General features: G+C 51.9%; 19 protein-coding genes. 8 read left to right on the forward strand and 11 right to left on the reverse strand.

The window, feature by feature from the left end; genetic code table 11:
• Window positions 1-123 precede the first annotated feature (123 nt).
• The 3 genes from GPJ68_RS16410 (at window position 124) to GPJ68_RS16420 (ending at window position 3,193) form a co-directional block, all read left to right on the forward strand.
• Window positions 124-1,173, forward strand: coding sequence for a YeiH family protein (locus tag GPJ68_RS16410; RefSeq protein WP_016153726.1), 1,050 nt, complete (start codon window positions 124-126; stop codon window positions 1,171-1,173).
• Between the two features lie 71 nt (window positions 1,174-1,244).
• A complete protein-coding gene (gene nfo, locus GPJ68_RS16415) occupies window positions 1,245-2,102 on the forward strand; it encodes a deoxyribonuclease IV (protein ID WP_104652181.1) in 858 nt (285 codons plus the stop codon).
• Window positions 2,103-2,104: 2 nt separating this feature from the next.
• Window positions 2,105-3,193 (forward strand): sugar kinase, encoded by a 1,089-nt coding sequence (locus GPJ68_RS16420; RefSeq protein ID WP_047359177.1) that lies wholly within the window; start codon window positions 2,105-2,107, stop codon window positions 3,191-3,193.
• A gap of 43 nt (window positions 3,194-3,236) precedes the next feature.
• On the opposite strand, the gene GPJ68_RS16425 is transcribed toward GPJ68_RS16420, so the two are convergent.
• The 4 genes from GPJ68_RS16425 to hypT form a co-directional block, all read right to left on the reverse strand.
• On the reverse strand, window positions 3,237-4,487 hold the full coding sequence (locus GPJ68_RS16425; protein ID WP_047359178.1) for a NupC/NupG family nucleoside CNT transporter: 1,251 nt from the start codon (window positions 4,485-4,487) through the stop codon (window positions 3,237-3,239).
• Between the two features lie 96 nt (window positions 4,488-4,583).
• Window positions 4,584-5,519, reverse strand: coding sequence for a pseudouridine-5'-phosphate glycosidase (locus GPJ68_RS16430; protein WP_016156984.1), 936 nt, complete (start codon window positions 5,517-5,519; stop codon window positions 4,584-4,586).
• Complete coding sequence (locus GPJ68_RS16435) at window positions 5,507-6,448, reverse strand: pseudouridine kinase (protein ID WP_016153731.1); 942 nt, start codon at window positions 6,446-6,448, stop codon at window positions 5,507-5,509. Before GPJ68_RS16435 ends, GPJ68_RS16430 begins: the two co-directional genes overlap by 13 nt.
• Before the next feature lie 303 nt (window positions 6,449-6,751).
• Window positions 6,752-7,669, reverse strand: a complete 918-nt coding sequence (gene hypT / locus GPJ68_RS16440) for a hypochlorite stress DNA-binding transcriptional regulator HypT (protein ID WP_255489849.1) — start codon at window positions 7,667-7,669, stop codon at window positions 6,752-6,754.
• A 347-nt stretch (window positions 7,670-8,016) separates the two neighbouring features.
• Here hypT and GPJ68_RS16445 point away from each other — a divergent pair, with 347 nt between their 5' ends.
• A complete protein-coding gene (locus GPJ68_RS16445; RefSeq protein ID WP_016156986.1) occupies window positions 8,017-8,736 on the forward strand; it encodes an aspartate/glutamate racemase family protein in 720 nt (239 codons plus the stop codon).
• Between the two features lie 76 nt (window positions 8,737-8,812).
• Window positions 8,813-10,111 carry an anaerobic C4-dicarboxylate transporter gene (locus tag GPJ68_RS16450; protein WP_019077234.1) on the forward strand — a complete coding sequence of 433 codons (1,299 nt, stop codon included), beginning with the start codon at window positions 8,813-8,815 and terminating at the stop codon, window positions 10,109-10,111.
• 79 nt (window positions 10,112-10,190) lie between these two features.
• Here the strand turns inward: GPJ68_RS16450 and fruA are convergent, their stop codons facing one another.
• Genes fruA through fruB form a run of 3 tightly spaced genes read right to left on the reverse strand, consistent with a single transcriptional unit; the run spans window position 10,191 to window position 13,964 of the window.
• Window positions 10,191-11,879, reverse strand: a complete 1,689-nt coding sequence (gene fruA / locus GPJ68_RS16455) for a PTS fructose transporter subunit IIBC (protein WP_016153736.1) — start codon at window positions 11,877-11,879, stop codon at window positions 10,191-10,193.
• Between the two features lie 16 nt (window positions 11,880-11,895).
• Window positions 11,896-12,834 (reverse strand): 1-phosphofructokinase, encoded by a 939-nt coding sequence (gene fruK, locus GPJ68_RS16460; protein ID WP_003834544.1) that lies wholly within the window; start codon window positions 12,832-12,834, stop codon window positions 11,896-11,898.
• A complete protein-coding gene (gene fruB, locus GPJ68_RS16465; protein WP_016156988.1) occupies window positions 12,834-13,964 on the reverse strand; it encodes a fused PTS fructose transporter subunit IIA/HPr protein in 1,131 nt (376 codons plus the stop codon). The genes fruK and fruB overlap by 1 nt, the downstream gene beginning before the upstream one ends.
• A 368-nt stretch (window positions 13,965-14,332) precedes the next feature.
• Here fruB and setB point away from each other — a divergent pair, with 368 nt between their 5' ends.
• A complete protein-coding gene (gene setB / locus GPJ68_RS16470) occupies window positions 14,333-15,514 on the forward strand; it encodes a sugar efflux transporter SetB (protein ID WP_016153738.1) in 1,182 nt (393 codons plus the stop codon).
• On the opposite strand, the gene GPJ68_RS16475 is transcribed toward setB, so the two are convergent.
• Window positions 15,511-15,765: a YkgJ family cysteine cluster protein gene (locus GPJ68_RS16475; protein WP_016153739.1), complete on the reverse strand. Its 255-nt coding sequence runs from the start codon at window positions 15,763-15,765 to the stop codon at window positions 15,511-15,513. The genes setB and GPJ68_RS16475 overlap by 4 nt on opposite strands.
• Window positions 15,766-15,922: 157 nt before the next feature.
• On the opposite strand from GPJ68_RS16475, the gene yeiP reads away from it, so the two are divergent.
• Window positions 15,923-16,495 carry an elongation factor P-like protein YeiP gene (gene yeiP / locus GPJ68_RS16480; protein WP_016153740.1) on the forward strand — a complete coding sequence of 191 codons (573 nt, stop codon included), beginning with the start codon at window positions 15,923-15,925 and terminating at the stop codon, window positions 16,493-16,495.
• Window positions 16,496-16,552: 57 nt separating this feature from the next.
• Here yeiP and torD read toward each other — a convergent pair whose 3' ends face one another.
• The 3 genes from torD to torC are packed head-to-tail and all read right to left on the reverse strand — an operon-like array spanning window position 16,553 to window position 20,816.
• A complete protein-coding gene (torD, locus tag GPJ68_RS16485) occupies window positions 16,553-17,185 on the reverse strand; it encodes a molecular chaperone TorD (RefSeq protein WP_016156990.1) in 633 nt (210 codons plus the stop codon).
• Window positions 17,175-19,673 carry a trimethylamine-N-oxide reductase TorA gene (torA, locus tag GPJ68_RS16490; protein ID WP_104651228.1) on the reverse strand — a complete coding sequence of 833 codons (2,499 nt, stop codon included), beginning with the start codon at window positions 19,671-19,673 and terminating at the stop codon, window positions 17,175-17,177. Before torA ends, torD begins: the two co-directional genes overlap by 11 nt.
• 3 nt (window positions 19,674-19,676) lie before the next feature.
• Window positions 19,677-20,816, reverse strand: a complete 1,140-nt coding sequence (gene torC, locus GPJ68_RS16495) for a pentaheme c-type cytochrome TorC (RefSeq protein WP_104651227.1) — start codon at window positions 20,814-20,816, stop codon at window positions 19,677-19,679.
• Window positions 20,817-20,981: 165 nt separating this feature from the next.
• On the opposite strand from torC, the gene GPJ68_RS16500 reads away from it, so the two are divergent.
• Window positions 20,982-22,454 carry a PLP-dependent aminotransferase family protein gene (locus GPJ68_RS16500; RefSeq protein ID WP_131346417.1) on the forward strand — a complete coding sequence of 491 codons (1,473 nt, stop codon included), beginning with the start codon at window positions 20,982-20,984 and terminating at the stop codon, window positions 22,452-22,454.
• Window positions 22,455-22,492: the final 38 nt, after the last annotated feature.

Genomic DNA, 22,492 nt, shown 5'->3' on the forward strand with positions numbered 1-22,492 from the left:
CAACGCACATGCAACTTGAAGTATGACGGATATACCACTTATATAGATTAATTATAAATATATAATCAATTTTATTTTTAAACCACTTCGCCTTACTCTTTTACCCAGATAAAGGAGAAGGATATGACAGAACTCACCTTACAGACTCATCGTCGTACAGCGTGGCATTTTATTCCGGGGCTTGCCCTGAGTGCAGTTATCACTGGGGTCGCCTTATGGGGAGGATCCATTCCCGCCGTCGCAGGTGCCGGGTTCAGCGCCCTCACCTTAGCCATCTTATTGGGGATGATTCTCGGCAACACCGTCTATCCGCACATCTGGAAAAGCTGTGACGGCGGCGTGCTGTTCGCGAAACAACATTTATTACGTCTGGGGATTATCCTCTACGGTTTCCGCCTCACCTTCGCGCAAATTGCTGACGTCGGCGTCAGCGGTATCGTGATTGATGTGTTAACGCTAAGCAGTACCTTTATGATTGCCTGTTTCCTGGGGCAGAAAGTATTTGGTCTGGACCGTCACACCAGCTGGCTGATTGGCGCGGGTAGCAGCATTTGTGGTGCCGCCGCCGTGCTGGCAACCGAACCAGTGGTGAAAGCAGAAGCCAGTAAAGTGACCGTCGCTGTCGCCACCGTGGTTATCTTCGGTACTATCGCTATCTTCCTGTATCCGGCGATGTATCCGTTGCTTTCACACTGGTTTAGCCCAGAAACCTACGGCATTTACATTGGCTCCACCATGCATGAAGTTGCACAGGTTGTGGCTGCCGGGCACGCCATTAGCCCGGATGCGGAAAACGCCGCGGTTATTGCCAAAATGCTGCGCGTCATGATGCTGGCACCGTTCCTTATCCTCCTGGCCGCACGCGTTAAACAACTGTCTCCGGCCACGGGCGGTGAGAAGAGCAAAATAACCATTCCATGGTTTGCCATCCTGTTCATTGTGGTCGCAATTTTTAACTCGTTCCACCTGCTGCCACAGTCAGTAGTGAACATGCTGGTAACGCTGGACACCATTTTGCTGGCAATGGCGATGGCGGCCCTGGGGTTGACCACGCACGTTAGCGCGCTGAAAAAAGCCGGTGCCAAACCGTTACTGATGGCCCTGCTGCTGTTTGTCTGGCTGATTGTGGGTGGCGGTGCGATTAACGTCGCTATCCACGCGCTGATGGCATAAACGATCACGACTCACCTCTATTAACCCGCTATACTCTCCCTTTTTGTATTTGAGTATGGCGGGTTAAATTTATGAAATATATCGGAGCGCACGTAAGCGCCGCTGGCGGTCTGGCTAACGCCGCTATTCGAGCCGCAGAAATCGAAGCGACCGCATTCGCCCTGTTCACCAAAAATCAGCGCCAGTGGCGTGCCGCGCCGCTGACCACCGAAATCATTGATGATTTTAAATCTGCCTGCGAGGAGTATCACTATACTGCCGCCCAGATCCTGCCTCACGACAGTTACCTGATTAACCTCGGTCATCCGGTTAGCGATGCGCTGGAAAAATCACGTGATGCGTTTATAGATGAAATGCAGCGCTGTGAACTGCTGGGCTTATCCTTGCTGAACTTTCACCCGGGTAGCCATTTGATGCAGATCCCGGAAGATGAGTGTCTGGCGCGCATTGCCGAATCCATCAACATCGCCCTTGCTCAGACCCAGGGCGTTACGGCAGTTATCGAAAATACCGCCGGACAAGGCAGCAACCTTGGATTTAAGTTTGAGCACCTTGCCGCCATTATCGACGGCGTCGAAGATAAGTCCCGCGTCGGCGTCTGTATTGATACCTGCCATGCCTTCGCGGCCGGTTACGATTTGCGCTCCGTCGAGGAATGCGAAAAGACGTTTACGGAATTTGAGCGTATTGTCGGCTTCAGGTACCTACGCGGTATGCACCTGAACGACGCCAAGAGCGCATTTGGCAGTCGCGTTGACCGTCACCACAGCTTAGGTGAAGGCAATATTGGCCACGATGCCTTCCGTTGGATCATGCAGGACAATCGTTTTGACGGCATTCCGCTGGTGCTCGAAACGATTAATCCGGATATCTGGGCAGAAGAGATTGCCTGGCTGAAAGCCCAGCAAACAGAAAAAGCGGTGGCATAATCATGAACGACAGGGAAAAGCAGATCCTTAAGATCCTGCGTCGCAATCCGTTGATTCAGCAGAATGAAATCGCCGATATTTTGCAGATCAGCCGTTCACGCGTTGCTGCGCATATTATGGATTTGATGCGTAAAGGCATGATTAAAGGTAAAGGTTATATCCTTACCGAACAGGATTATTGCGTGGTTGTCGGGGCGATCAATATGGATATTCGTGGTGTTGCTGACATCCACTATCCTCAGGCTGCCTCTAACCCTGGTAACATTCACTGCTCGGCAGGCGGCGTGGGACGCAACATCGCCCACAACCTGGCGCTGCTGGGCCGTGACGTCCACTTAATTTCCGCTGTTGGCAGTGATTTCTATGGCGAAACATTGCTGGAACAAACGCGTCAGGCCGGTGTTAACGTTTCCAGTTGCATACGCCTGCATGGACATAACACCTCAACTTACCTGTCGATCGCTAATCAGCAGGAAGAGACCGTACTGGCAATTAACGATACCCATATCCTGCAACAATTGACGCCGCAGTTACTGAACAGTTCGCGAGATTTGATCCGCCATTCCGGTGTCGTACTGGCAGATTGCAATCTGACTGCCGAAGCCATTGAGTGGGTCTTTACTATTGCTGATGATATTCCGGTATTCATTGACACCGTTTCAGAGTTCAAAGCGGCAAAAATGAAGACCTGGTTTACGCGTATTCATACGCTAAAACCAACGCAGAAAGAGCTGGCGATTTTGTGGGGTCAACCTATTCATTCAGATGCCGATCGCGTACTGGCCGTTAATAGTCTCCATCAGCAAGGGGTAAAACGAATCTTTGTTTGCCTGGAAGATGAATCCGTTTTTTGCAGCGAAAAGGACGGAGAACAGTTTTTACTGACGCCTCCAGAGCATACGGTTGTAGACAGTTTTGGCGCCGACGATGCTTTTATGGCGGGATTGCTGTACAGCTTTCTGGAAGGTAGCGAATTTCGTGAAAGCGCTCACTTTGCCATGGCCTGCGCGGCATTATCGCGAGCCAGCGTCAGCATCAACAACCCAACCCTCTCAGCAGATAACGCCTTGTATTTGCTGCAAACTGCTTAAATGTAATGCCGGATGGCGCTACGCGTATCCGGCATTATTTTCGCTATGCCAGCCCGATAAAGAAACCGGCTATAGTGGCGCTCATCAGGTTTGACAACGTTGCTGCTGCCAGCGCGCGCATGCCAAGCTGCGCGATTTCCGGGGCACGCTGTGGCGCTATCGCCGAAAATGCCCCGACGACAACGCCGATCGAACCAAAGTTAGCGAAACCGCACAGCGCAAACGAGATAATCGCAATGGTCTTCACATCCAGCGTTCCACCCGTTTGCAGATACGGCGAGAAGTTGAGATAAGCGACAAACTCGTTAATCGCCAGCTTCTGTCCGATCAGGCTGCCTGCCAGCGTCGCATCGCCCCAGTCCACACCCATAATCCACGCCAGCGGGGCTAGCGCATAGCCAAAGATCCCTTCCAGAGTGGCGTGACCAAAGCCAAACCACCCACCAATTCCGCCAATAATGCCGTTAATCAGCGCGATAATGGCGACAAATGCCATTACGACCGTCGCCACGCCAGCGGCAATTTTCAGCCCGGTCATCGCTCCGCTCGCCGCTGCTTCGATGATGCTTTTCGGTGGCGTTTCAGTAAATGACAGGTTCTCAAAGGTGACGCGAGATTCTTCAGTTGCCGGACTCAGCATACGCGCGAACAAAATACCGCCAGGAATTGCCATCAACGATGCCGCCAGCAAATAGTCAATCGGAACGCCCATTCCGGCGTAACCGATCATCATTGAGCCAGCAATCGAGGCCATCCCGCTACAAATAGCGGTAAACAGCTCATTGCGATTCAGGCGGTCAATAAACGGCTTCACGATCGCCGGGATCTCGTTTTGCCCGAGGAAAATCGTCGTTACGGCGACAAATGACTCGATCTTACTGATGTTCAGCGCTTTCTGGAAAATACCGCCGAGGATGCGGATCAACAGCCCCATCACGCCAATATAGTAGAGAAGACTGATCAGTGCGGTCACAAAAATGATGGCCGGTAGCACCCGAAAAGCAAAGATAAACCCGGCTCCGTCAAACAGCACATCCATTTTTGGCCCAACCAGGGAGCCAAAGATAAATGCGCTTCCCGCGTCACTGTATGACATCACCTTGTGGACACCGAGCGCAGCCTGTTCAACCAGCCATTTTCCCGGCGGGAAGTACAGCATAATGCCGCCGATTGCGATTTGCAGTACCAGTGCAGCCCCGACCGTGCGCAGACTTATACGTTTTTTATTTACTGACAGCAGAAACGCGATGGCCAGTAATACCACCATACCCACAACACTTCTCATTATATCCATAATGAAATTCCCTTCATGCCAGGAAACCCGGCGTTATCGCCAGGTTTTGGTAGGTTTGATATTCGCGGGCGACCGCATTCTGCCCGGGAAATTCTGTCAGACGAGGCGCTGATACTCCTTCGCAATTTCACAGGCCAGTACCGCATTGTTGAACACCAGCTGAATATTTGATTTCAGGCTGTCACCACCGGTCAGCTCTGCAACCCGCGCTAACAGGAACGGCGTACTCTCTTTGCCCACGACGCCCTGATCTTCCGCTTCTTTTACCGCCCGATCGATTGCCGCATTAATTTTCTCTTCAGCCATCGCAAACTGCTCTGGGATGGGGTTCGCAACAACCAGACCGCCGTCGAGACCCGTTTGCCATTTCACCGCCATGGCACGGGCAATCTCTTGCGCACTGTCCAGACGGATACTGACCTCAAACGGACTGGTACGGCAGAAAAATGCTGGCAACGCGTTGGTTTGATAACCAATTAACGGCACACCAAAGGTTTCTAAATATTCAGTAGTTAAGCCGAGATCAAGAATAGATTTCGCCCCGGCACAAATTACCGTGACATTGGTATGCGCCAGTTCTTGCAGATCCGCGGAAATATCAAAGGTATGTTCAGCACCACGATGAACCCCACCTATTCCCCCTGTCGCAAATACTTTAATTCCCGCCAGGGCGGCAATAATCATGGTTGAGGCAACAGTCGTTGCACCATTTTTTCCTGCCGCGACCACAAACGGCAAATCACGACGACTTACTTTCGTAACGCTATGACCTTCTCGCCCAAGCAGCTCAATTTCATCTTTGCTTAAACCAACTTTCATTATTCCGCCAATAATGGCAATGGTCGCAGGAACCGCACCGTGTTTACGAATAGTTTCTTCTACTTCAATCGCTGTCTGGGCATTCTGCGGAAATGGCATACCATGAGAAATAATGGTTGATTCAAGTGCAACAATCGGCTTCTTACTGTTTAATGCTTCCTGTACTTCTGGAGATATTTGTAATAATTCAGAGGAAAGAGTTAATTCAGACATTCTGTGTTCTCCACTAATGAGCTTACATTCGCAACAGACAAATCAGGGTTATTGGTATATTCACAGGCTAACGCCATTGATGAACAACCCTGCGCAAATCGAACCGAATCAATAAAGGGCATGCCGTCTACCCAGCAGGAAGCCAGTCCAGCCATCATCGCATCGCCAGCCCCGGTAACATTAATGACGTGAGTTTTAATCGGCAGCGACCAACCACGACTTCCCGCAATATCACTGTAATAAACACCGTCACCGCCCATGCTGAGCACTAGCCTATTTAAGCCGCGATCATGAAACCAGGCGGCGACTTTACCCACGTCATCACGCCCGGAAAGCGCAATACCGCTTAGCGTTTCGGCTTCAAGCCGGTTGGGTTTAAGAGTGTGAATTTGTCCAAGCCGCTCGCGAATTTTGACGCATTTCCATGCCGATACCGGGTCAACAAACACCGGAACCTCTCCGGCATTTTCCAGCACCCATGCCAGGGCATCTTCGCTAATATTGCAATCGGCGACGATGACTTTCGCCTGCCGAATAAAATCATGATGCTGTGATAAAAAATCTGCTGAAATATGTTCGGTAATGCTCATATCATTAATGGCAACCAACATTTCACCGGTGTTATCAAGCAATGATAAATAACTGGACGTATTCTCTCCGGGAACGATAAGACACTTATCAACATGAACTCCGGATTGATTGGTTTGCGCCAATAACGATTGTCCATAAAAATCATTACCAACCGCCGTCAGTAACCATGAATTTTTCCCCAGCAGCGCGAGATTATGTGCAATGTTACGTCCAACTCCGCCGGGGGTGAATTTTATCTTTCCTGGATTCGAATCCGCATAATTTAGAGAAGCATGCGAATACCCAGCAACATCCATATTGGCCGAGCCAATAGTTACTATGTATTCCTTTTCACGCATAGCACGTCCCCTGGCAATTAACTTGCCACAAATGAGTTCGTTAAAAATAACCAACGCCACACATCAGGTTATTAGAGCACATGTTCACTATCAAACATATGTTCATAGTAAGCGTGTTTTTGACAAAGTAAATCCATATTCAAGATCTAAACTCAATAGATATGAACAGAATCACAATTTTTTATAGATACAGTCTGTAAAGGAAAGAAAAAATGAGAGGTAGTACACAATTAAAGCAGCCTAAAGAGTTTAACTCCGGCAAAACCGGAGATTTTTCAGATGCGCCAGGCGAACCGGTTCGTATCAACTGAGCGAAACAAGGTCCTCTGGCATATGGTTGTACAAAATCCGCCAGAAGTGCTCAGCCGTTTTATTCAACCGGGTATCCATTCGGTAAATATAAGCCTGAATAGGCACCATCAGCTCCGGCGTCTGCAGACAAACCAGCCGCTTTTCGCGCAGTTCGTTTACGATTGTCCACGCCGGCAGCCAGGCGATACCATGCCCATCCAATGCCATATTTTTTAATAACTCACTCATTGAAGACATAAACAGCGTACGGGCTGAAATGCCGCCTACTTCCGCCAGATGACGGTTTACCAATCTTCCCATGTAGGATGTGCTGGTATAGTTCAGAATCGGCGCCTGCGACTGATAGATATCAAACAACGCCTTACCCTGCACATCAACTGCACACACGGGGTACAGTTCAGACTCAAAAACCTTCAAGCCGCAGAAAGGTGACTGCATTAAATCTTCATCCCGAAAGGAGATAATAAAATCGCTTTTCCCCTCGCGCAGAGTATTCACCGCCTGAACAACATCAATAGCTTCAACGTGATAGACAAACTCCTCACCCCAGGCCGCCATTGAGTGCACCAATCTGGGCAACATCGTCAGCGACAGAGAATGTGCCGCCGCTATTTTGATATTGGGTACACCCAGTAAATTGTGGCCGCTTAGCTCATCCAGATTACATTCCAGCTGTTGCAACAAACTACGGGTTTGCGAATGAAATAGCTTGCCCTCCTCCGTGAGTTGCAGTGGGCTCGTTGTGCGATCAAAAAGCAGCACACCCACGGCTGATTCGAGCGCCTTGATCCGCCGACTAAATGCCGGTTGGGATATGTTGCGCTCCTCAGCCGCCTGGGAAAAATGACGGCATGCCTCCAACGTCAAAAAGTCATATAACCATTTTGTCTCAATATTTTTCATGCTTATCACGCAGATATTTAAATATGCCTATTAGCCTTAAAGCATCATGCCTGAATAGTTCCGGAGATGACATTCATCATTAGCGCCTGGTGATTCGTTTTTTGCATCAAGGCTTCATTTTTAACATTAACATACTTCTCTCCCTATCGGTTACGACCGCTTGCCCGCCGCGTAACGCGTAGCCTCTGGCCGAATACCGGCCTGCTGAGGTTACACAATAAACCACAGTCATGCGGTTTTTGCATTGAACCATACATTATTGCATTTCTCCTCACGTCACACTGCTGTTAAACATTATCAGCAGACACAACCCGGCTCTGAATATTAATCATCGGTGAATTGAGGTATATATCGTGAAAGGTTTAATTGGCGTGCTTGGTGGTATGGGACCTGCTGCAACGGTCGATCTGTTTAATAAATTCGTCACTTTTACCGCTGCGCAACGTGACCAGGAACATATCCCCTTAATTATTTCATCTATTCCTGACATTCCTGACCGAACCGACGCGTTAATGCATCATGGTCATTCCCCACTTCCGGCAATGCGCGATTATATGCATAAACTCGAAGATGCTGGCGCCGAGTGTATTGTGATCCCCTGTAACACCGCCCACTTTTGGTTTAATGAATTAAAAGCGTGCTGCCATACAGAGCTGCTCAGTATCGTTGAAACGACCATCAATGAGGTTAAAAACTGCGGGAAATCGCAAATCGGATTACTCGCCACCAACGCCACTTTATACATGGGCCTCTATCAAAAAGGCATAGAATCTCTTGGGTTAACCTGCATCAGCCCTGACTCATCCAGTCAGGAAAAAGTGATGGAAAGCATCTATTGCTTAAAAGCTGGTGATGCTAAGCGGGCACAAACGCTGATGAATGAACAGGCTGAAGCACTCTTCTCACGCGGGGCACAAGTCATCGTGCTCGGATGTACTGAAGTTCCTGTCATTCTTGCTGAAGCAGTCAAAAAGTTACCTGAAAAATATATTGATTCAACCGGTTCGTTGGTTCGTGCCGGTATTAAATGGTACGAGAAACGCGTGGGTAAAAATCACCTTTTGGCACAATGAATGTCCATACCTGTTTAATTGTTGCATTAAATAAAAATCCATTTTAATTACAAATTACTCTCTGGCGGAGGCCATTATGATTTGGCTAGAAATTATCGTAGTGTTGGGCGCAATATTTTTCGGTATCCGCCTTGGCGGAATTGGTATTGGTTTATGCGGCGGGCTGGGGCTGGCTATTTTAACGCTGGGGTTTGGGCTGCAAATTGGTTCACCACCCGTTGACGTTATTCTTATTATTATGACGGTGGTGGTGGCGGCATCGGCGCTACAGGCCGCCGGAGGCATGGATTATCTGGTTCGCATTGCCGGTAATTTTATGCGCCGTAACCCTAAATATATCAATATTATTGCGCCGATTATTACCTGGTCGATGACGATTATGGCGGGAACAGGGTTCATCGTCTTTTCTACTCTGCCGGTGATTGCCGAAGTTGCCAAAGAGTCAGGTATTCGCCCTTCCCGTACGCTCGCAGGCTCCGTAGTCGCTTCTCAGGTGGCGATATCCGGTTCGCCGATCAGTGCCGCAATGGCCGCTATGCTGACTATTATGGAAGGCAACGGTATCAGCTTTATTCAGGTCATGGCGGTTTGTCTGCCTGCCTCATTTGTCGCCGCGATGGTCGCCGCTTTTATCGCCTCACGTCAGGGATGTGAGCTACAGGATGATGAAGTCTATCTGGAACGCCTGCAAAAAGGACTGGTGCGTAAATATGCAGGGCAAAACAGCACAACGCCAGGTGCCAGACTGTCAGTCGCCCTGTTTATGCTGGCAACGGTGGTCATCGTTATTCTTGCCGCATGCCCTCAATTGCGCCCTGGATTCGATGCAGGTAATGCAATGAATACCCGGGATATTATCATTATCTGCATGCTAGCTGCCGCTTGTCTGATGGTGGTGCTATGCAAAACATCAACAGACGCGATTGTCCTGACATCCACGTTTCGGGCGGGTATGAGTTCGTTGGCAGTTATTCTGGGGATTGTTACGCTGGGCACAACTTTCATTGATGCCCACTTAACGGAGATAAAGGATATCGCGGGCGATATCCTACGGGCTTATCCGATGCTGTTGGCGCTGGTGCTGTTTGGTACCTGCGCGCTTCTCTATTCGCAGGGAGCCACCACGCCGCTGATTATCCCTCTTGCCGTCGCGCTCGGCGTACCCACATGGGCCATTCTGGCTTCCTATGTCGCAGTGACCGGCGTGTTTGTTCTGCCAACTTATCCGACTTCGCTGGCGGCAATGGAGTTCGACACCACCGGGACAACGCGCGTGGGTAAGTATGTCTTAAACCATCCGTTTATGTTGCCAGGGCTTGGCGGGATCATTGCTGGCGTTGCCTTTGGTTTTATCATCGCGCCAATGATTGCCTGAACCGGTTTAACACTACCAGGCAGATCTAATAGATAAAAAAAGGGGCAGAGAAATCTCTGCCCCGGATGTCAGCGTTAAATCAGGCCGCCTTTGCCACAACCTCTGCTTCCGGGCGTTTCAGCACCGCGTAGGAGAGACCGGCTACCAGCGTACCGGCAATAATGGCCAGCAGGTATCCAACCACCGGAGTGATTGCGCCAGGGATTAACAGCACGAACAGACCGCCGTGCGGTGCCATCAGCTTAGCCCCCACCGCCATCGAGATAGCTCCGGTAATCGCGCCGCCAACGATACAGCAAGGCAGAACGCGCATCGGGTCACGGGCAGCAAATGGGATAGCCCCTTCGGTAATAAAGCACAGGCCCAGTACCAGCGCAGCTTTACCGCCTTCCTGCTGCGCTTTGTCGAACTTACGACGCGCCACCAGCGTTGCCAGCCCCAGGGCCAGCGGAGGCACCATACCCGCCGCCATAATCGCCGCCATCGGCGCGTAGGTTTGCGTACTAAGCAGGCCCACACCGAAAGCATACGCCGCTTTGTTAACCGGACCGCCCATATCGGTACACATCATGCCGCCCAGAATCGCTCCAAGCAGCACCGCGTTCGCGGTTCCCATGGTTTGCAGCCAGTGGGTCAGACCTTCCAGAATGCCCGCCACTGGTTTACCGATCAGGTAGATCATGGCCAGACCAACCACCAGGCTTGAGAGCAGCGGAATGATCAGGATCGGTTTCAGCGCTTCCATACTCTGCGGAAGTTTCAGCTTCGTGCTGATGAGCTTCGCCACATAACCGGCAAGGAAACCGGCAATAATCCCGCCAATAAAGCCGGAACCGGTGCTCACTGCCAGCATACCGCCGATAAGACCAGGCGTCAGACCCGGACGGTCAGCGATGGAAAACGCGATGTAGCCCGCCAGAACCGGCACCATCAGCGCGAAAGCTGAACCACCGCCAATCTGCATCAGCGCCGCCGCCAGCGTACCCTGCTCCTTGAACGCTTCGATACCAAAAGCGAATGAGAGTGCAATACACAGACCGCCAGCAACCACCATCGGCAGCATGTAGGATACGCCCGTCAGCAGGTGACGATACGCGCCAGCGCTCTCTTTCTTACCTTCAGTGGTTGCAGACTGCGCTTTGCCGGCTGGCTGGTACGGCGTTGCTTCTTCCAGCGCTTTATCCAGCTCCTGCTTCGTTTTCTTCAGCGCAAGGCCAGTAGAAGTACGGTACATTGGTTTTCCGGCAAACTTCGCCAGATCAACTTCAATGTCAGCCGCCACAATCACCAGATCCGCCTGAGCCACCTCTTCCGGCGTAATGGCATTGCCTGCGCCAACAGAACCACGGGTTTCAACCTTCACCCACCAGCCACGTTTTTTCGCTTCCGTTTCAATAGCTTCAGCGGCCATAAACGTATGGGCAACACCAGTTGGACAAGCCGTCACCGCCACCACGCGTTTTGGACCACTACTGGCCACGGACGCTGTCGCAACCGGAGCGCTATAAGGTTTTGCGTGACCTTTCGCTTCACTGAGGAAAAGTTCAGGATGCGCAACCGCACGACCAATATCGCCCAGCCAGACTTTTTTGCCGTTCAGCGAACTGTCGGCAGGAAGCGTGTCGCCCAGAACAATTGCCAGTTCGGCATCATTAGGATTATCAATAATTTCCAGATGTGCTTTCTGCGCCGCCGCTCCAAGCAGGGTTTTCGCCATATAAGCGCGAGCCTGGCCGAGATTAGCGTCAATAATCAGCAGCGTTTTCATTATGCCTCTCCTGCTGTCAGTTAAACGGTTTTAAGTCGACACGCGCCATCATTGCGGCCAACTGAGGACGATCGGTAATGCCCACATTGCTTTGGCTTACCGCCAGGGCGGCAACAGCGGTTGCCAGACGCAGGGTGTGTTCACTGGATTCACGCATCAGCAGGCCGTAAATCAGGCCACCAACCATTGAATCACCCGCGCCTACGGTGCTTACCACCTCGACTGACGGCGGTTTAGCAATCCACTCACCCGAAGCGTTAACCCACAGCGCACCTTCCGCGCCAAGTGAAATCACCACGTGAGCAATACCCTGCTCGCGCAACGCATGTGCAGCTTCAATCACATCTTTCATTTCTGGCAGCTTACGGCCAGCCCAGATTTCCAGTTCACGACGGTTTGGTTTTACCAGCCACGGCGCCGCTTTCAGACCGGCCACCAGTGCTTCACGACTACTATCAAAGATAATGCAAGGACACTGACTGCGCAGGCGCGTCATCCAGTCGGTGAATGCTTCCGGGCTAACGCCGGTCGGCAAACTGCCGCTGACGCACACCATGTCGAACTGGCCCAGCCAGCTCAGCGAGTCATTCACAAAGCGTTCCCAGTCAGCCGGGGTAACTTCAAAGCCGGAGAAATTGAAATCGGACACTTCGCCGTCTTTTTCGGTCAGCTTGACGTTGATACGGGTACGCCCCTGTACAACCTGAAAACGGTTGGCGATACCCAGCTCGCTGAACAACTGCTGAAAACCATCCTGGTTGTCTTTACCGAGGAAACCGCCCACCGTTACATCGATACCTAAATCTTTCAAAACCTTAGCGACGTTAATCCCTTTCCCTGCCGCGTGCAGACCGGTCGTTTTAACCAGGTTCACTTCACCGCGTTCAATTTCCGGGCAGAAACCCACCAGATCGTAGGCTGGGTTAAGGGTGATAGTAGCAACACGTCTGCTCATTACGCGCCCTCCCCAAGACCCGCCGCGATGGCTTCGCCAATCGCTTTCAGCGCCTGTTCAGCATCTTCACCCTGGGCGGTAAAGCGCAGGTGATGTCCTTTCTTCACGCCTAATGCCACAACTTTCATCAGACTGCGTCCATTCGCCGGCTTGCCGGTTCCATCAAGATTTGTCACGGTAATTTCACTGTTAAATTGTTTAATCGTATTCACCAGCATGGTGCCCGGGCGGGCGTGTAAACCATGCTCATTGCGCACAATAAATTCGGCGCTCAGTACATCATCAGTTAAGGCATCATCGCTGGTCAGCAGCGCCAGCACCGTTGCCGCATCGGCTTTCAACAAACGGTCAGCTTTATTATTCAGCAGCAAATCGCCAAGGCGCTTCAGCACCGCAACCGGTTGTTCGTCATTCATGGCGACGGTCACCAGCAGGGCTGCCGCTTCACCTTGTACATCGAACGCTGTTGCTGCGCGGCTGACCGCAACGGCGCTGCGCACATTGCCTTCAGCACAGTCATTCAGCCAGATCCCCTGACCGAGATTCATCGGTTGCTCATTAATGGCTCTGGCCACAAAGGTGGCGTCAACCGCGCCGACCTCTTTCAGCCGTGCGGCGTTGAGCGCCTGCAGCGTGACCAGCGAGTTGGCAACGACGTCCAGCGACAGCGTTTCGTTATCAAGCTTCAGCTGTTCGCTTTGCTTTTCCCCCATCAGCAACGCGCGCAACTCTTCCGCCGTGGTCGCAGATTTCAGCTGTTCAGCGACGGAGTCATCGCTCAGCACGTGCGTCAGCTGACGCAATAAACCGAGGTGCTCATCAGAGCTGGCGGCGATGCCGATTGCCACATAAGCAACCTGCCCTTCACCCCAGATCACGCCCTGCGGAAACTGAAACACCTGCACGCCGGTTTTCAGCACCCGATCGCGCGTGTCCGTCGTACCGTGAGGAATAGCAATACCGTTGCCGAGGAACGTGGACGTCTGTTGTTCACGCGCCAGCATGCCATCGACGTAGCCTTCCGCTACGTTACCTGCCAGCACTAAGGCAGCGGCAACCTGGCGAATAGCCTCTTCTTTATTCCCGGCCTGTTCGCCCGGGTGAATATCCTGAACAGATAACTGGAACATGGTTCTCCTCTCCCGCTGATTTGAAACGATTCAGCTAACATGAGAAAAAAGGCGTCACCTGACTCCATCAGTTATGGCGAGATGACGCTGAAACGTTTCAAGAAGTCTTGCTCTTTTTTCTTCAGCACACAAGTAAAGTTGACAAATTACTTGCTGAATTTAGAGATAACGCACATTTTTTCCGCGGAGGAGAAAAAATTGCTGACGCAAAAACGGCGTCAGCCTGTCAGATTCAGCAGCGTCAGCAAACTGCTTTCTCTGACTGAAATGCTATTTTGATTTTTGATGCCGATTTTGATTTGGCTCCCTGTTTATTTTCTGACAAGCAGCGTAAACTCCGCGTCTCTTCACATTATTGATATCAAAACATGCACAACACCCCCGTAGCCGCCACACCCAAGGCGTTTGATTTAACGTCTTCGGCGTTCCTGCTTGTCGCATTTCTGACGGGTATCGCCGGTGCGTTGCAGACGCCAACCCTCAGCCTTTTTCTGACGGATGAAGTCCATGCCCGTCCCGGCATGGTCGGGTTCTTTTTTACCGGTAGCGCCGTAATCGGCATTTTGGTGAGTCAGTTTCTGGCCGGACGTTCAGATAAAAAAGGCGATCGCAAAAACCTGATTGTGTTTTGCTGCGTGCTGGGGATGCTGGCCTGCGTGCTGTTCGCCTGGAACCGTAACTATTTTATTCTGCTATTTGTCGGGGTATTCCTCAGCAGCTTCGGTTCGACCGCCAACCCGCAAATGTTTGCTCTCGCCCGCGAGCACGCCGACCGTACGGGTCGGGAAGCCGTCATGTTCAGCTCGATATTACGTGCGCAGGTTTCGCTGGCCTGGGTGATTGGCCCGCCGCTGGCCTACGCGCTGGCCATGGGGTTTAGCTTTACGGTGATGTACCTCAGCGCGGCGGTGGCGTTTGTTGTCTGCGGCGTAATGGTCTGGCTGTTCTTACCCTCGATGAGTAAAAACGTGCCTCTCGCGACAGGCGCGGTAGAAGCCCCGCGCCGCAATCGACGCGACACGCTGCTACTGTTTGTTATCTGCACGTTAATGTGGGGGACTAACAGTCTCTATATCATTAATATGCCGTTGTTTATTATCAACGAACTGCATCTGCCGGAAAAGCTGGCGGGCATCATGATGGGAACTGCCGCGGGGTTGGAAATCCCAACCATGTTGATTGCCGGATACTTCGCGAAGCGTCTGGGCAAACGCCTGTTGATGAGAATCGCCGTTGTCGCCGGATTTTTCTTTTATGCCGGCATGCTGTTGGCCCACTCTCCGGCGATATTGCTTGGCTTACAGCTGCTGAACGCGATTTACATCGGCATCCTCGGCGGGATTGGCATGCTCTATTTCCAGGATCTGATGCCGGGACAAGCGGGTTCAGCCACAACTCTCTATACAAATACCATTCGCGTGGGCTGGATTATTGCCGGATCGTTGGCGGGTATTGCCGCTGAAATCTGGAACTATCACGCGGTATTCTGGTTTGCGTTGGTGATGATCGTCGCCACCGTCGCGTGTCTGACGCGCATCAAAGACGTTTAAGGTGCGGTCAGCGCCTCGAGCTCGATGAGATAGACCATGGCCTGGTGCGTCGTCTGTCCGCACATTTCCGCACTGGGCTGTAAACCGGCGCACACTTTTGGCCGCAGAGGCGAAGCAAAAATTTTACAGCGCAGGGATTCATCCAGCTGAACGCATGGTGTATTAGCGGGCTTGCCATCAGGCATGCCGGGGATGGGACTGGAAATTGAAGGCGCGGTGCAACATGCACCACAATCCGGACGGCATTCCATACAGTACTCTCTTTATCGTAAACCATCGGATTGTGCAGGAAGCGCACAGTAACACCTTTTTTGCACCAGCAAAAGCATCAATTCCGCTTGCCTGAATGCCCCGGCGCGAGTAGTTTTACGCGATATTTTAGACACTCCTCATTACAGGATTTTTTCGATGCCAAGAGCGAACGAAATTAAAAAAGGTATGGTACTGAATTACAACGGCAAACTGCTGATTGTAAAAGATATTGATATTCAATCACCAACCGCACGTGGCGCCGCCACGCTGTACAAAATGCGTTTTTCTGATGTTCGTACCGGTCTGAAAGTTGAAGAGCGCTTCAAAGGCGATGACATCGTTGATACCGTCACCCTGAGCCGTCGTGGCGTTGATTTCTCCTATGTCGATGGCAACGAATACGTCTTCATGGATAAAGAAGACTATACCCCGTATACCTTCACCAAAGACCAGATCGAAGAAGAATTGCTGTTCATCCCGGAAGGCGGAATGCCGGATATGCAGGTACTGACCTGGGACGGTCAGTTGCTGGCGCTTGAACTGCCGCAAACGGTAGACCTGGAAATCGTTGAAACGGCACCGGGCATTAAAGGCGCGTCAGCAAGTGCGCGTAACAAACCAGCGACCATGAGCACCGGTCTGGTTATCCTGGTTCCTGAATATCTGAGTGCAGGTGAAAAAATCCGTATTCATATCGAAGAACGTCGCTATATGGGCCGCGCAGACTAACTTTTCTGCTGCGACACCGGCGAAAAGGGACAGCATTTGCTGTCCCTTTGTTTCTTTTCAGCCCTGGCTGCTGAGGTAAAAATCATCCACCAACAGAGATTCCAGATACAGCTCATCCTCACGCATAAAATGCGTTATGACGTTAACCGCCTGAGGATAAACCCCCTCTTCGTCCCGGTGTAAACAACTTTCCCGTAGCAGGGGTGCCCAGCACATAATGTGATGATGCAAAAAGTAATATTGCGCCGATAACGTCTCCTTTTTGGTAACCATTCTCGCCATCAGTGCCAGCTGTACAGCAATATGGTCGGCAGGCTCGTTGTCCTGCGGGGTCAGCCCATACTCGACTAACAGCACATTCATTTCCTTGCGTTCATCAGGCGCGGTCGTATGCGGATAATGCCCCGCATAGGGAGAAACGCCGCCGGGAGGTGCCAGCAAAAACAACGAGGCATAGTCCGCCGCCAGCTCCAGCTGTCGGCTTTCCCGGCGCAGCGCCCGAACGAGACTACGTTCCAGGTTTTTGACATCAACGGATAACCCAGGGATAGCCGTCAACGACGCCAGCCACTTTCGGCTTTCCCCACTTTCCAGGCGGATGAGTTGCTCCTCGTCCAGCTCGCGGAACAGCAGTTGCGAAAACCACTGGTACACCGCCGCCCGCTGTCGATGAATATGATTATGCTGCACTTGCCCCCTCCTCTTTCACAACCTCCGGCCCGCCGAAGCCTGTGACCTGCGGGGCATTCTCCTGGTACCGCTCCACCTCGACCAGCACCGTATGCGCCGAAGGCCCCTGCGCCAGTTGTGATGTACCGATATCCGCACTCAGCACATTCGGATCGCCATAAGTGCATAGTGTGCCCGCTTTCCCGCCTTCCTGCGGCGAATACCACGCGCCTTCATGAATCCGGACGACGCCAGGCGCGTAATCCGGGCTGATCACCACCCCGGCCAGCACCTGGCCTCTGGCGTTAAACACGCGCGCAATATCCCCGGCTTTCAGGCCACGTGCGCGGGCATCCGACTCGCTCATGTACAGCGGCTCTCTTCCTGCCACCGCATAGGTGTTACGAAACGCCTCGCTTGAGCACAGCTGGGAGTGCAGACGTTTATCCGGATGGCAGGACTGCAGATGCAGCGGATATTTATCTGTTTTGCTGCCATGGGTACGCTCAAAGGGTTCCATCCACACCGGATGCCCCGGGCAGTCATCGTAGGCAAAGCCCGCGATGGTTTTGCTGTAAATTTCAATCAGACCAGAGGGTGTTCCTAACGGATTGATATCCGGCTGTTCGCGAAATTCTCCGTGACGCACCCACGGCTTCCCGGCAGGATATTCAATGTATCCTTCGCCCTGCCAGAAGCTCTCGAAGTTCGGCATACTCACGCCAAGGGACGCTCCCGTTTTCGCGCCCTCATCATAAATGGCTTTTATCCACTGCATTTCATCCCGCTTTTCGCGGTATGTCTCTTCCTGACCAAAGCGTTTGCACAGACCGGCAAAGACATCAAAGTCATGTCGCGCTTCAAACTGCGGTTTAACCACCTGATGTATCGCCATCAGCCCTTTATTCGAGTGTGTACCGAACTGCTCAATGTCATTACGCTCAAAGCGCGTGGTCACAGGCAGGACGATATCGGCAAAACGACAGGATGCTGTCCACTGATGATCCAGAACGACCACGGTTTCCAGCTTCTTCCACGCTTCGATCATGCGGTTACGATCCTGCTGCGCATGGAACGGATTGGCGGCGCTGAAAATCGCCATTTTGATATCAGGGAAAGTTAATGTTTCACCGTTGAAAGCGATCTTTTTGCCTGGCGCCAGCAGACAATCGATCATTCGCGAGGTAGGAATATGCTCTGAAGCGCCGCGGAAATCCGCTTTGTATTTCGCGGCCGGGGGATTGTTGATGCTCCCGAGGCCGGACAGGACGGGACCGGCAGAGGTGACCGTCCCGCCGCCGTTATAGTGCCAGCCAAACCCTACTCCGCCGCCCGGCAAGCCAATTTGGCCAACCATGCTGGCCAGCACCACCAGCATCCACGGATACTGCTCGCCATGGTGCATACGCTGCACGCACCAGCCGCCCATAAACTGTGTCCGGCCTTTGACCAGCAGGCGGGCGAAGTCGCGGATCTGCTCCGCCGTCAGACCGCAGATTTCCGCCGCCCATTCGGCGTTTTTCGGCTGCTTGTCGCTTTCCCCAAGCAGATACGGCAAGAACTGTTCAAAGCCCACGGTATAATCGTTAATGAACGCCACGTCATACAGTTTTTCTTCGTACAGGGTATGCGCCAGCGCCAGCAATAACGCGACATCCGTTTGCGGTCGCAGCGCCAACTGCTCACAGCCAAGATAGTTTTGCGACTTGCTACGCACCGGATCAACGCTGATAACGCGCATCTTACCCTGCGCAACCGCTTCTTTAATCTGCTGCCAATAGCCAAACGCATCGTGATCGGGAACCAGGAACTCGATCTGCAGATTCTTGATAGGATCGCAGCCCCACAGCACGATGGTTTGGGTATTTTCGATAACCATCGGGAGTGACGTTTGCTGCTCATAAACTTCCAGCGAACCAATCACATGCGGCAAAATCACCTGCGCTGCGGCTGCCGAGTAGTCGCCGACGGTCGTTACATAGCTACCGTGCAAGCCGAGTCCCCGATCCATCGCGCCGCCGGCCTTATGAAATTTGCCAACAATTTGCCAGTCCGCCAGCCCGGTAAAGACACCAGAAGATCCGTAGGTCTTTTGTACCCGCTCCAGCTCTTCATAAACCAGATCCAACGCCTGATCCCAGCTCACACGGACAAAGCGATTATCGCCGCGCTGGTTGCGATCTGACTTTTCACGCTTGCGCAGCCAGTCCAGCCGCACCATCGGGTAGCGCACGCGCGATGGGTTGTAGACCACTTCACGCACCGCATTTAGCATATCGCAGGGGTATTTGTCATGTTTGAAGGGGCGGGTATCGACCCATTCACCGTTCACGACTTTGGCTTCAAAAGCGCCAAAGTGCGAGCCAGACTGGATCCATTGCTCCGGGTTTTCACCCGCTGCCCAGACCTTTGAGATCAGTGGATTTGGCCCTAAAGCGCTGACGGCACCGACTGCCAGCATTCCGCTTAAAAACCGTCGACGTGACGGATTAAAATCATGAATATCCATAAATTATCCTTTTGAATTGTTAGGTTGAGGTATATCGCTGGCGTGAGTCTGGAGATATTTCAACAACGTACGGTCTTCCACCGGATTAAGCCGGTAGTAGGTGGACATGGATTTCAGTCCGGCGATCCAGCCATTCGCGGAATAACGGGTCGGCGGCGGCGTGCTGTGGCAAGCGCTACAGGTGGATTGCAACATCTGATCGGCGTATTGCCAGAGGGGGTCAATATTGTCGGTAAAACCCTCCGCCGAACTCCAGGCCATCACGCTGACCTGCTGCCACTCCTGATGTGACTCCGGATCAACCTGTGTTTGCTCAACCTTCACATTGCTCATCAGCGAGGCATCTAATACGGCAGCAAAAACGCGTTTACCCATATACTGGGTAATCACCCGTCCACGTCCTTTGCTTTCCCGCCAGCCGGTCAGCTCTATCTGAACGTTTTTTCCTTCTCTTTTCAGCACACGCACTTGCGTTGCCGGGTACAGCATGGCTTTACCTGCCGGGCTCTCTGCTGTCACAGTCAGTGATTTTTCGCCTAACGAATACAGCGTCGTCGCCGTGGGTAACTGCTCTCCCTGACGCTGCAACTGCTTGTAACGATCGCGAAAACCGCTGCTCATATCGGGTTTGTGATGGGCAATGCCTTTGTGACAATCGATACAGTTACTGTCTTTTGCCGCCGCCGCGGTCATTTGCGCCGCTGCATTTGCCGATTGCTTACCGTGATCCATCGCCTCGTAGCTATGGCAGGATTTACACGCCGCTGAATTATTCGCGCTCATGCGCGCCCATTCTCGCTGGGCCAACTCCGCCCGCTTTGCGGCAAATTTTTCCGGGGTATCGATCGAAGGAGAGATAAAGGTGTGGTAGAGGTCGTTTAAGGCTTGCGTTTTACGAACCAGCGTTGGGACGATGCCTGGCGGAATATGACAATCCTTACACTCCGCACGCACACCAGAAGCATTGCGAAAATGCATGCTGGTTTTATACTCCTCGCCAGATATGCGCATCGAGTGACACGATAAACAAAACTCGGTAGAACTGGTGTAATGAACGCCTTGCCACGTTCCCCAAATAGCCAGGGCCATTGCTACCGCCCCGGCGAATGCGCACCATAGTGCGTTTTTTCTTATCCACGACATGCTTGCCTCCATTTTTTTAATAGCGACACGCTAAGGGATAATAAAAATCAAAAATAGAGACAGCGAAGGCAGATTATAGGAACAGCATCCACTCTATGAGGTTCGTCAAATAGTAAAGAGCAGAAGTCCGTAATATAATTACCATCTATAAATAAGGAATTTATCATGCTCAAACTGACTCTCGATAGAGAAAGCCGGACTCCGCTGCAGTTGCAGATATTTCAATTTTATTTACAGGCCATTCAGCGGGGGGATTTGCTGTGTGGAGATAAACTCCCCTCTATTCGCGAGCAGGCTCAGGCATTGAACATTGCCAAAATAACGGTAGTGATGGCCTATGATAAGCTGGTGGCGGCTGGATTAATTAAGAGCCGACACGGCATTGGCTATGAGGTGATATTCACCACGCCTGTACGTGTAACCCCAGCGCATGTGTCCGTACCCCAGGGCTCTCCGCCAGTAACACCAAAAGCGGCCGGGGTCTCTACCGATGTTTACGCAGAGCCTGGGCGGGAGTGCTACTGCCGGATGGGCGTCCCCGATCCCAATGCTTTTCCCTGGGCAAGCTGGCGAAAATGGAATAACGCGCCAAGCGTACTTAAAGAGCAATTGTTTACCCGATATCATTCATCAAATGGATTATTTTCACTGCGTGAGCAACTAGCCAGGTACCTTAATTTATCTCGCGGCATTAATACCCGGGCGGAGAACATCATCATTACCAATGGGATTCAGGAAGGATTGTCGCTGCTCAGTCAAATATTTATTGTTCATCATGCCGTCAGTCAGCAAAAAAAGTGCCACGTTGTAACCGAATCCCCTTGCTATTCTGGCGCATGGCATCTGTTTAATTATTACGGTGCAGACATTACGTCAATTGCTGTAGATAACCACGGGCTGCAAACAGATAAATTACCCGAATATGAAACCCAGCTTTGCTATGTGACTCCGGCTCACCAGTATCCAATGGGAAGCGTCCTTTCGCTGGAGCGCCGTCAGTCATTATTGACGTGGGCGCAGCGCGTCGGCGCTTATATCCTTGAAGACGACTACGATGCTGTTTTTACCTATGGCGAGAACCCCCTTCCTGCACTGAAAGCTATGGATTATCACAACCGGGTTATCTACATGGGGACATTTTCCAAAACGCTGGGGCCGGGAACGCGTCTTGGCTATCTCATTTGTCCTGATGAACTGCTCCCGGCAGTAAAGAATATGAAAGCGCTCAACAACAACGGCAGTCAGTGGCTATTGCAGCAATTTTTAGCCGAATTAATGCAAAATCAGGTGTTTTACTCGCACATCAGCAAGCTGGCCTGCAACTATGCGGCGCGCCTCAATCTATTACGCGATGGCCTTTCTGTTCTGTTTCCGTCAGGGAAAATCGCTGGCGCAACGGCGGGTCTGCACCTCTCGTTACGCGTTGACAGACACCCAGATATGATAGCCAGGCTGCAACAGCGCTGCCTGCTGGCAGGGATCCGCTTTGACACTCTGCCAGATATAGAAAATGGCTCAGGAGCCGCATGGCGTAGGGAGAATAGCGATGCTGTTATGTTTTTCGGGTTTGGCGGATTGCAGATACAGCAGATCAAAAAGGTGCTGTCGGTACTGGAGCAGGCGCTAGCGCAGCCTTGATGAATTTCAGGGATCGCGCTGCGGCACAATCCCTGTTG

Source organism: Citrobacter sp. 172116965 (genome assembly GCF_013458095.1).
Taxonomy (GTDB): Bacteria; Pseudomonadota; Gammaproteobacteria; order Enterobacterales; family Enterobacteriaceae; genus Citrobacter; species Citrobacter braakii.

Excerpts from the sequence above, each read along its gene's own strand:
- GPJ68_RS16410 (WP_016153726.1), top strand. The coding sequence starts at position 124 with ATGACAGAACTCACCTTACAGACTCATCGTCGTACAGCGTGGCATTTT.
- nfo (WP_104652181.1), top strand. The coding sequence starts at position 1,245 with ATGAAATATATCGGAGCGCACGTAAGCGCCGCTGGCGGTCTGGCTAAC.
- GPJ68_RS16420 (WP_047359177.1), top strand. The coding sequence starts at position 2,105 with ATGAACGACAGGGAAAAGCAGATCCTTAAGATCCTGCGTCGCAATCCG.
- GPJ68_RS16425 (WP_047359178.1), bottom strand. The coding sequence starts at position 4,487 with ATGGATATAATGAGAAGTGTTGTGGGTATGGTGGTATTACTGGCCATC.
- GPJ68_RS16430 (WP_016156984.1), bottom strand. The coding sequence starts at position 5,519 with ATGTCTGAATTAACTCTTTCCTCTGAATTATTACAAATATCTCCAGAA.
- GPJ68_RS16435 (WP_016153731.1), bottom strand. The coding sequence starts at position 6,448 with ATGCGTGAAAAGGAATACATAGTAACTATTGGCTCGGCCAATATGGAT.
- GPJ68_RS16450 (WP_019077234.1), top strand. The coding sequence starts at position 8,813 with ATGATTTGGCTAGAAATTATCGTAGTGTTGGGCGCAATATTTTTCGGT.
- fruA (WP_016153736.1), bottom strand. The coding sequence starts at position 11,879 with ATGAAAACGCTGCTGATTATTGACGCTAATCTCGGCCAGGCTCGCGCT.
- fruK (WP_003834544.1), bottom strand. The coding sequence starts at position 12,834 with ATGAGCAGACGTGTTGCTACTATCACCCTTAACCCAGCCTACGATCTG.
- fruB (WP_016156988.1), bottom strand. The coding sequence starts at position 13,964 with ATGTTCCAGTTATCTGTTCAGGATATTCACCCGGGCGAACAGGCCGGG.
- setB (WP_016153738.1), top strand. The coding sequence starts at position 14,333 with ATGCACAACACCCCCGTAGCCGCCACACCCAAGGCGTTTGATTTAACG.
- GPJ68_RS16475 (WP_016153739.1), bottom strand. The coding sequence starts at position 15,765 with ATGGAATGCCGTCCGGATTGTGGTGCATGTTGCACCGCGCCTTCAATT.
- yeiP (WP_016153740.1), top strand. The coding sequence starts at position 15,923 with ATGCCAAGAGCGAACGAAATTAAAAAAGGTATGGTACTGAATTACAAC.
- torA (WP_104651228.1), bottom strand. The coding sequence starts at position 19,673 with ATGGATATTCATGATTTTAATCCGTCACGTCGACGGTTTTTAAGCGGA.
- torC (WP_104651227.1), bottom strand. The coding sequence starts at position 20,816 with ATGTCGTGGATAAGAAAAAACGCACTATGGTGCGCATTCGCCGGGGCG.
- GPJ68_RS16500 (WP_131346417.1), top strand. The coding sequence starts at position 20,982 with ATGCTCAAACTGACTCTCGATAGAGAAAGCCGGACTCCGCTGCAGTTG.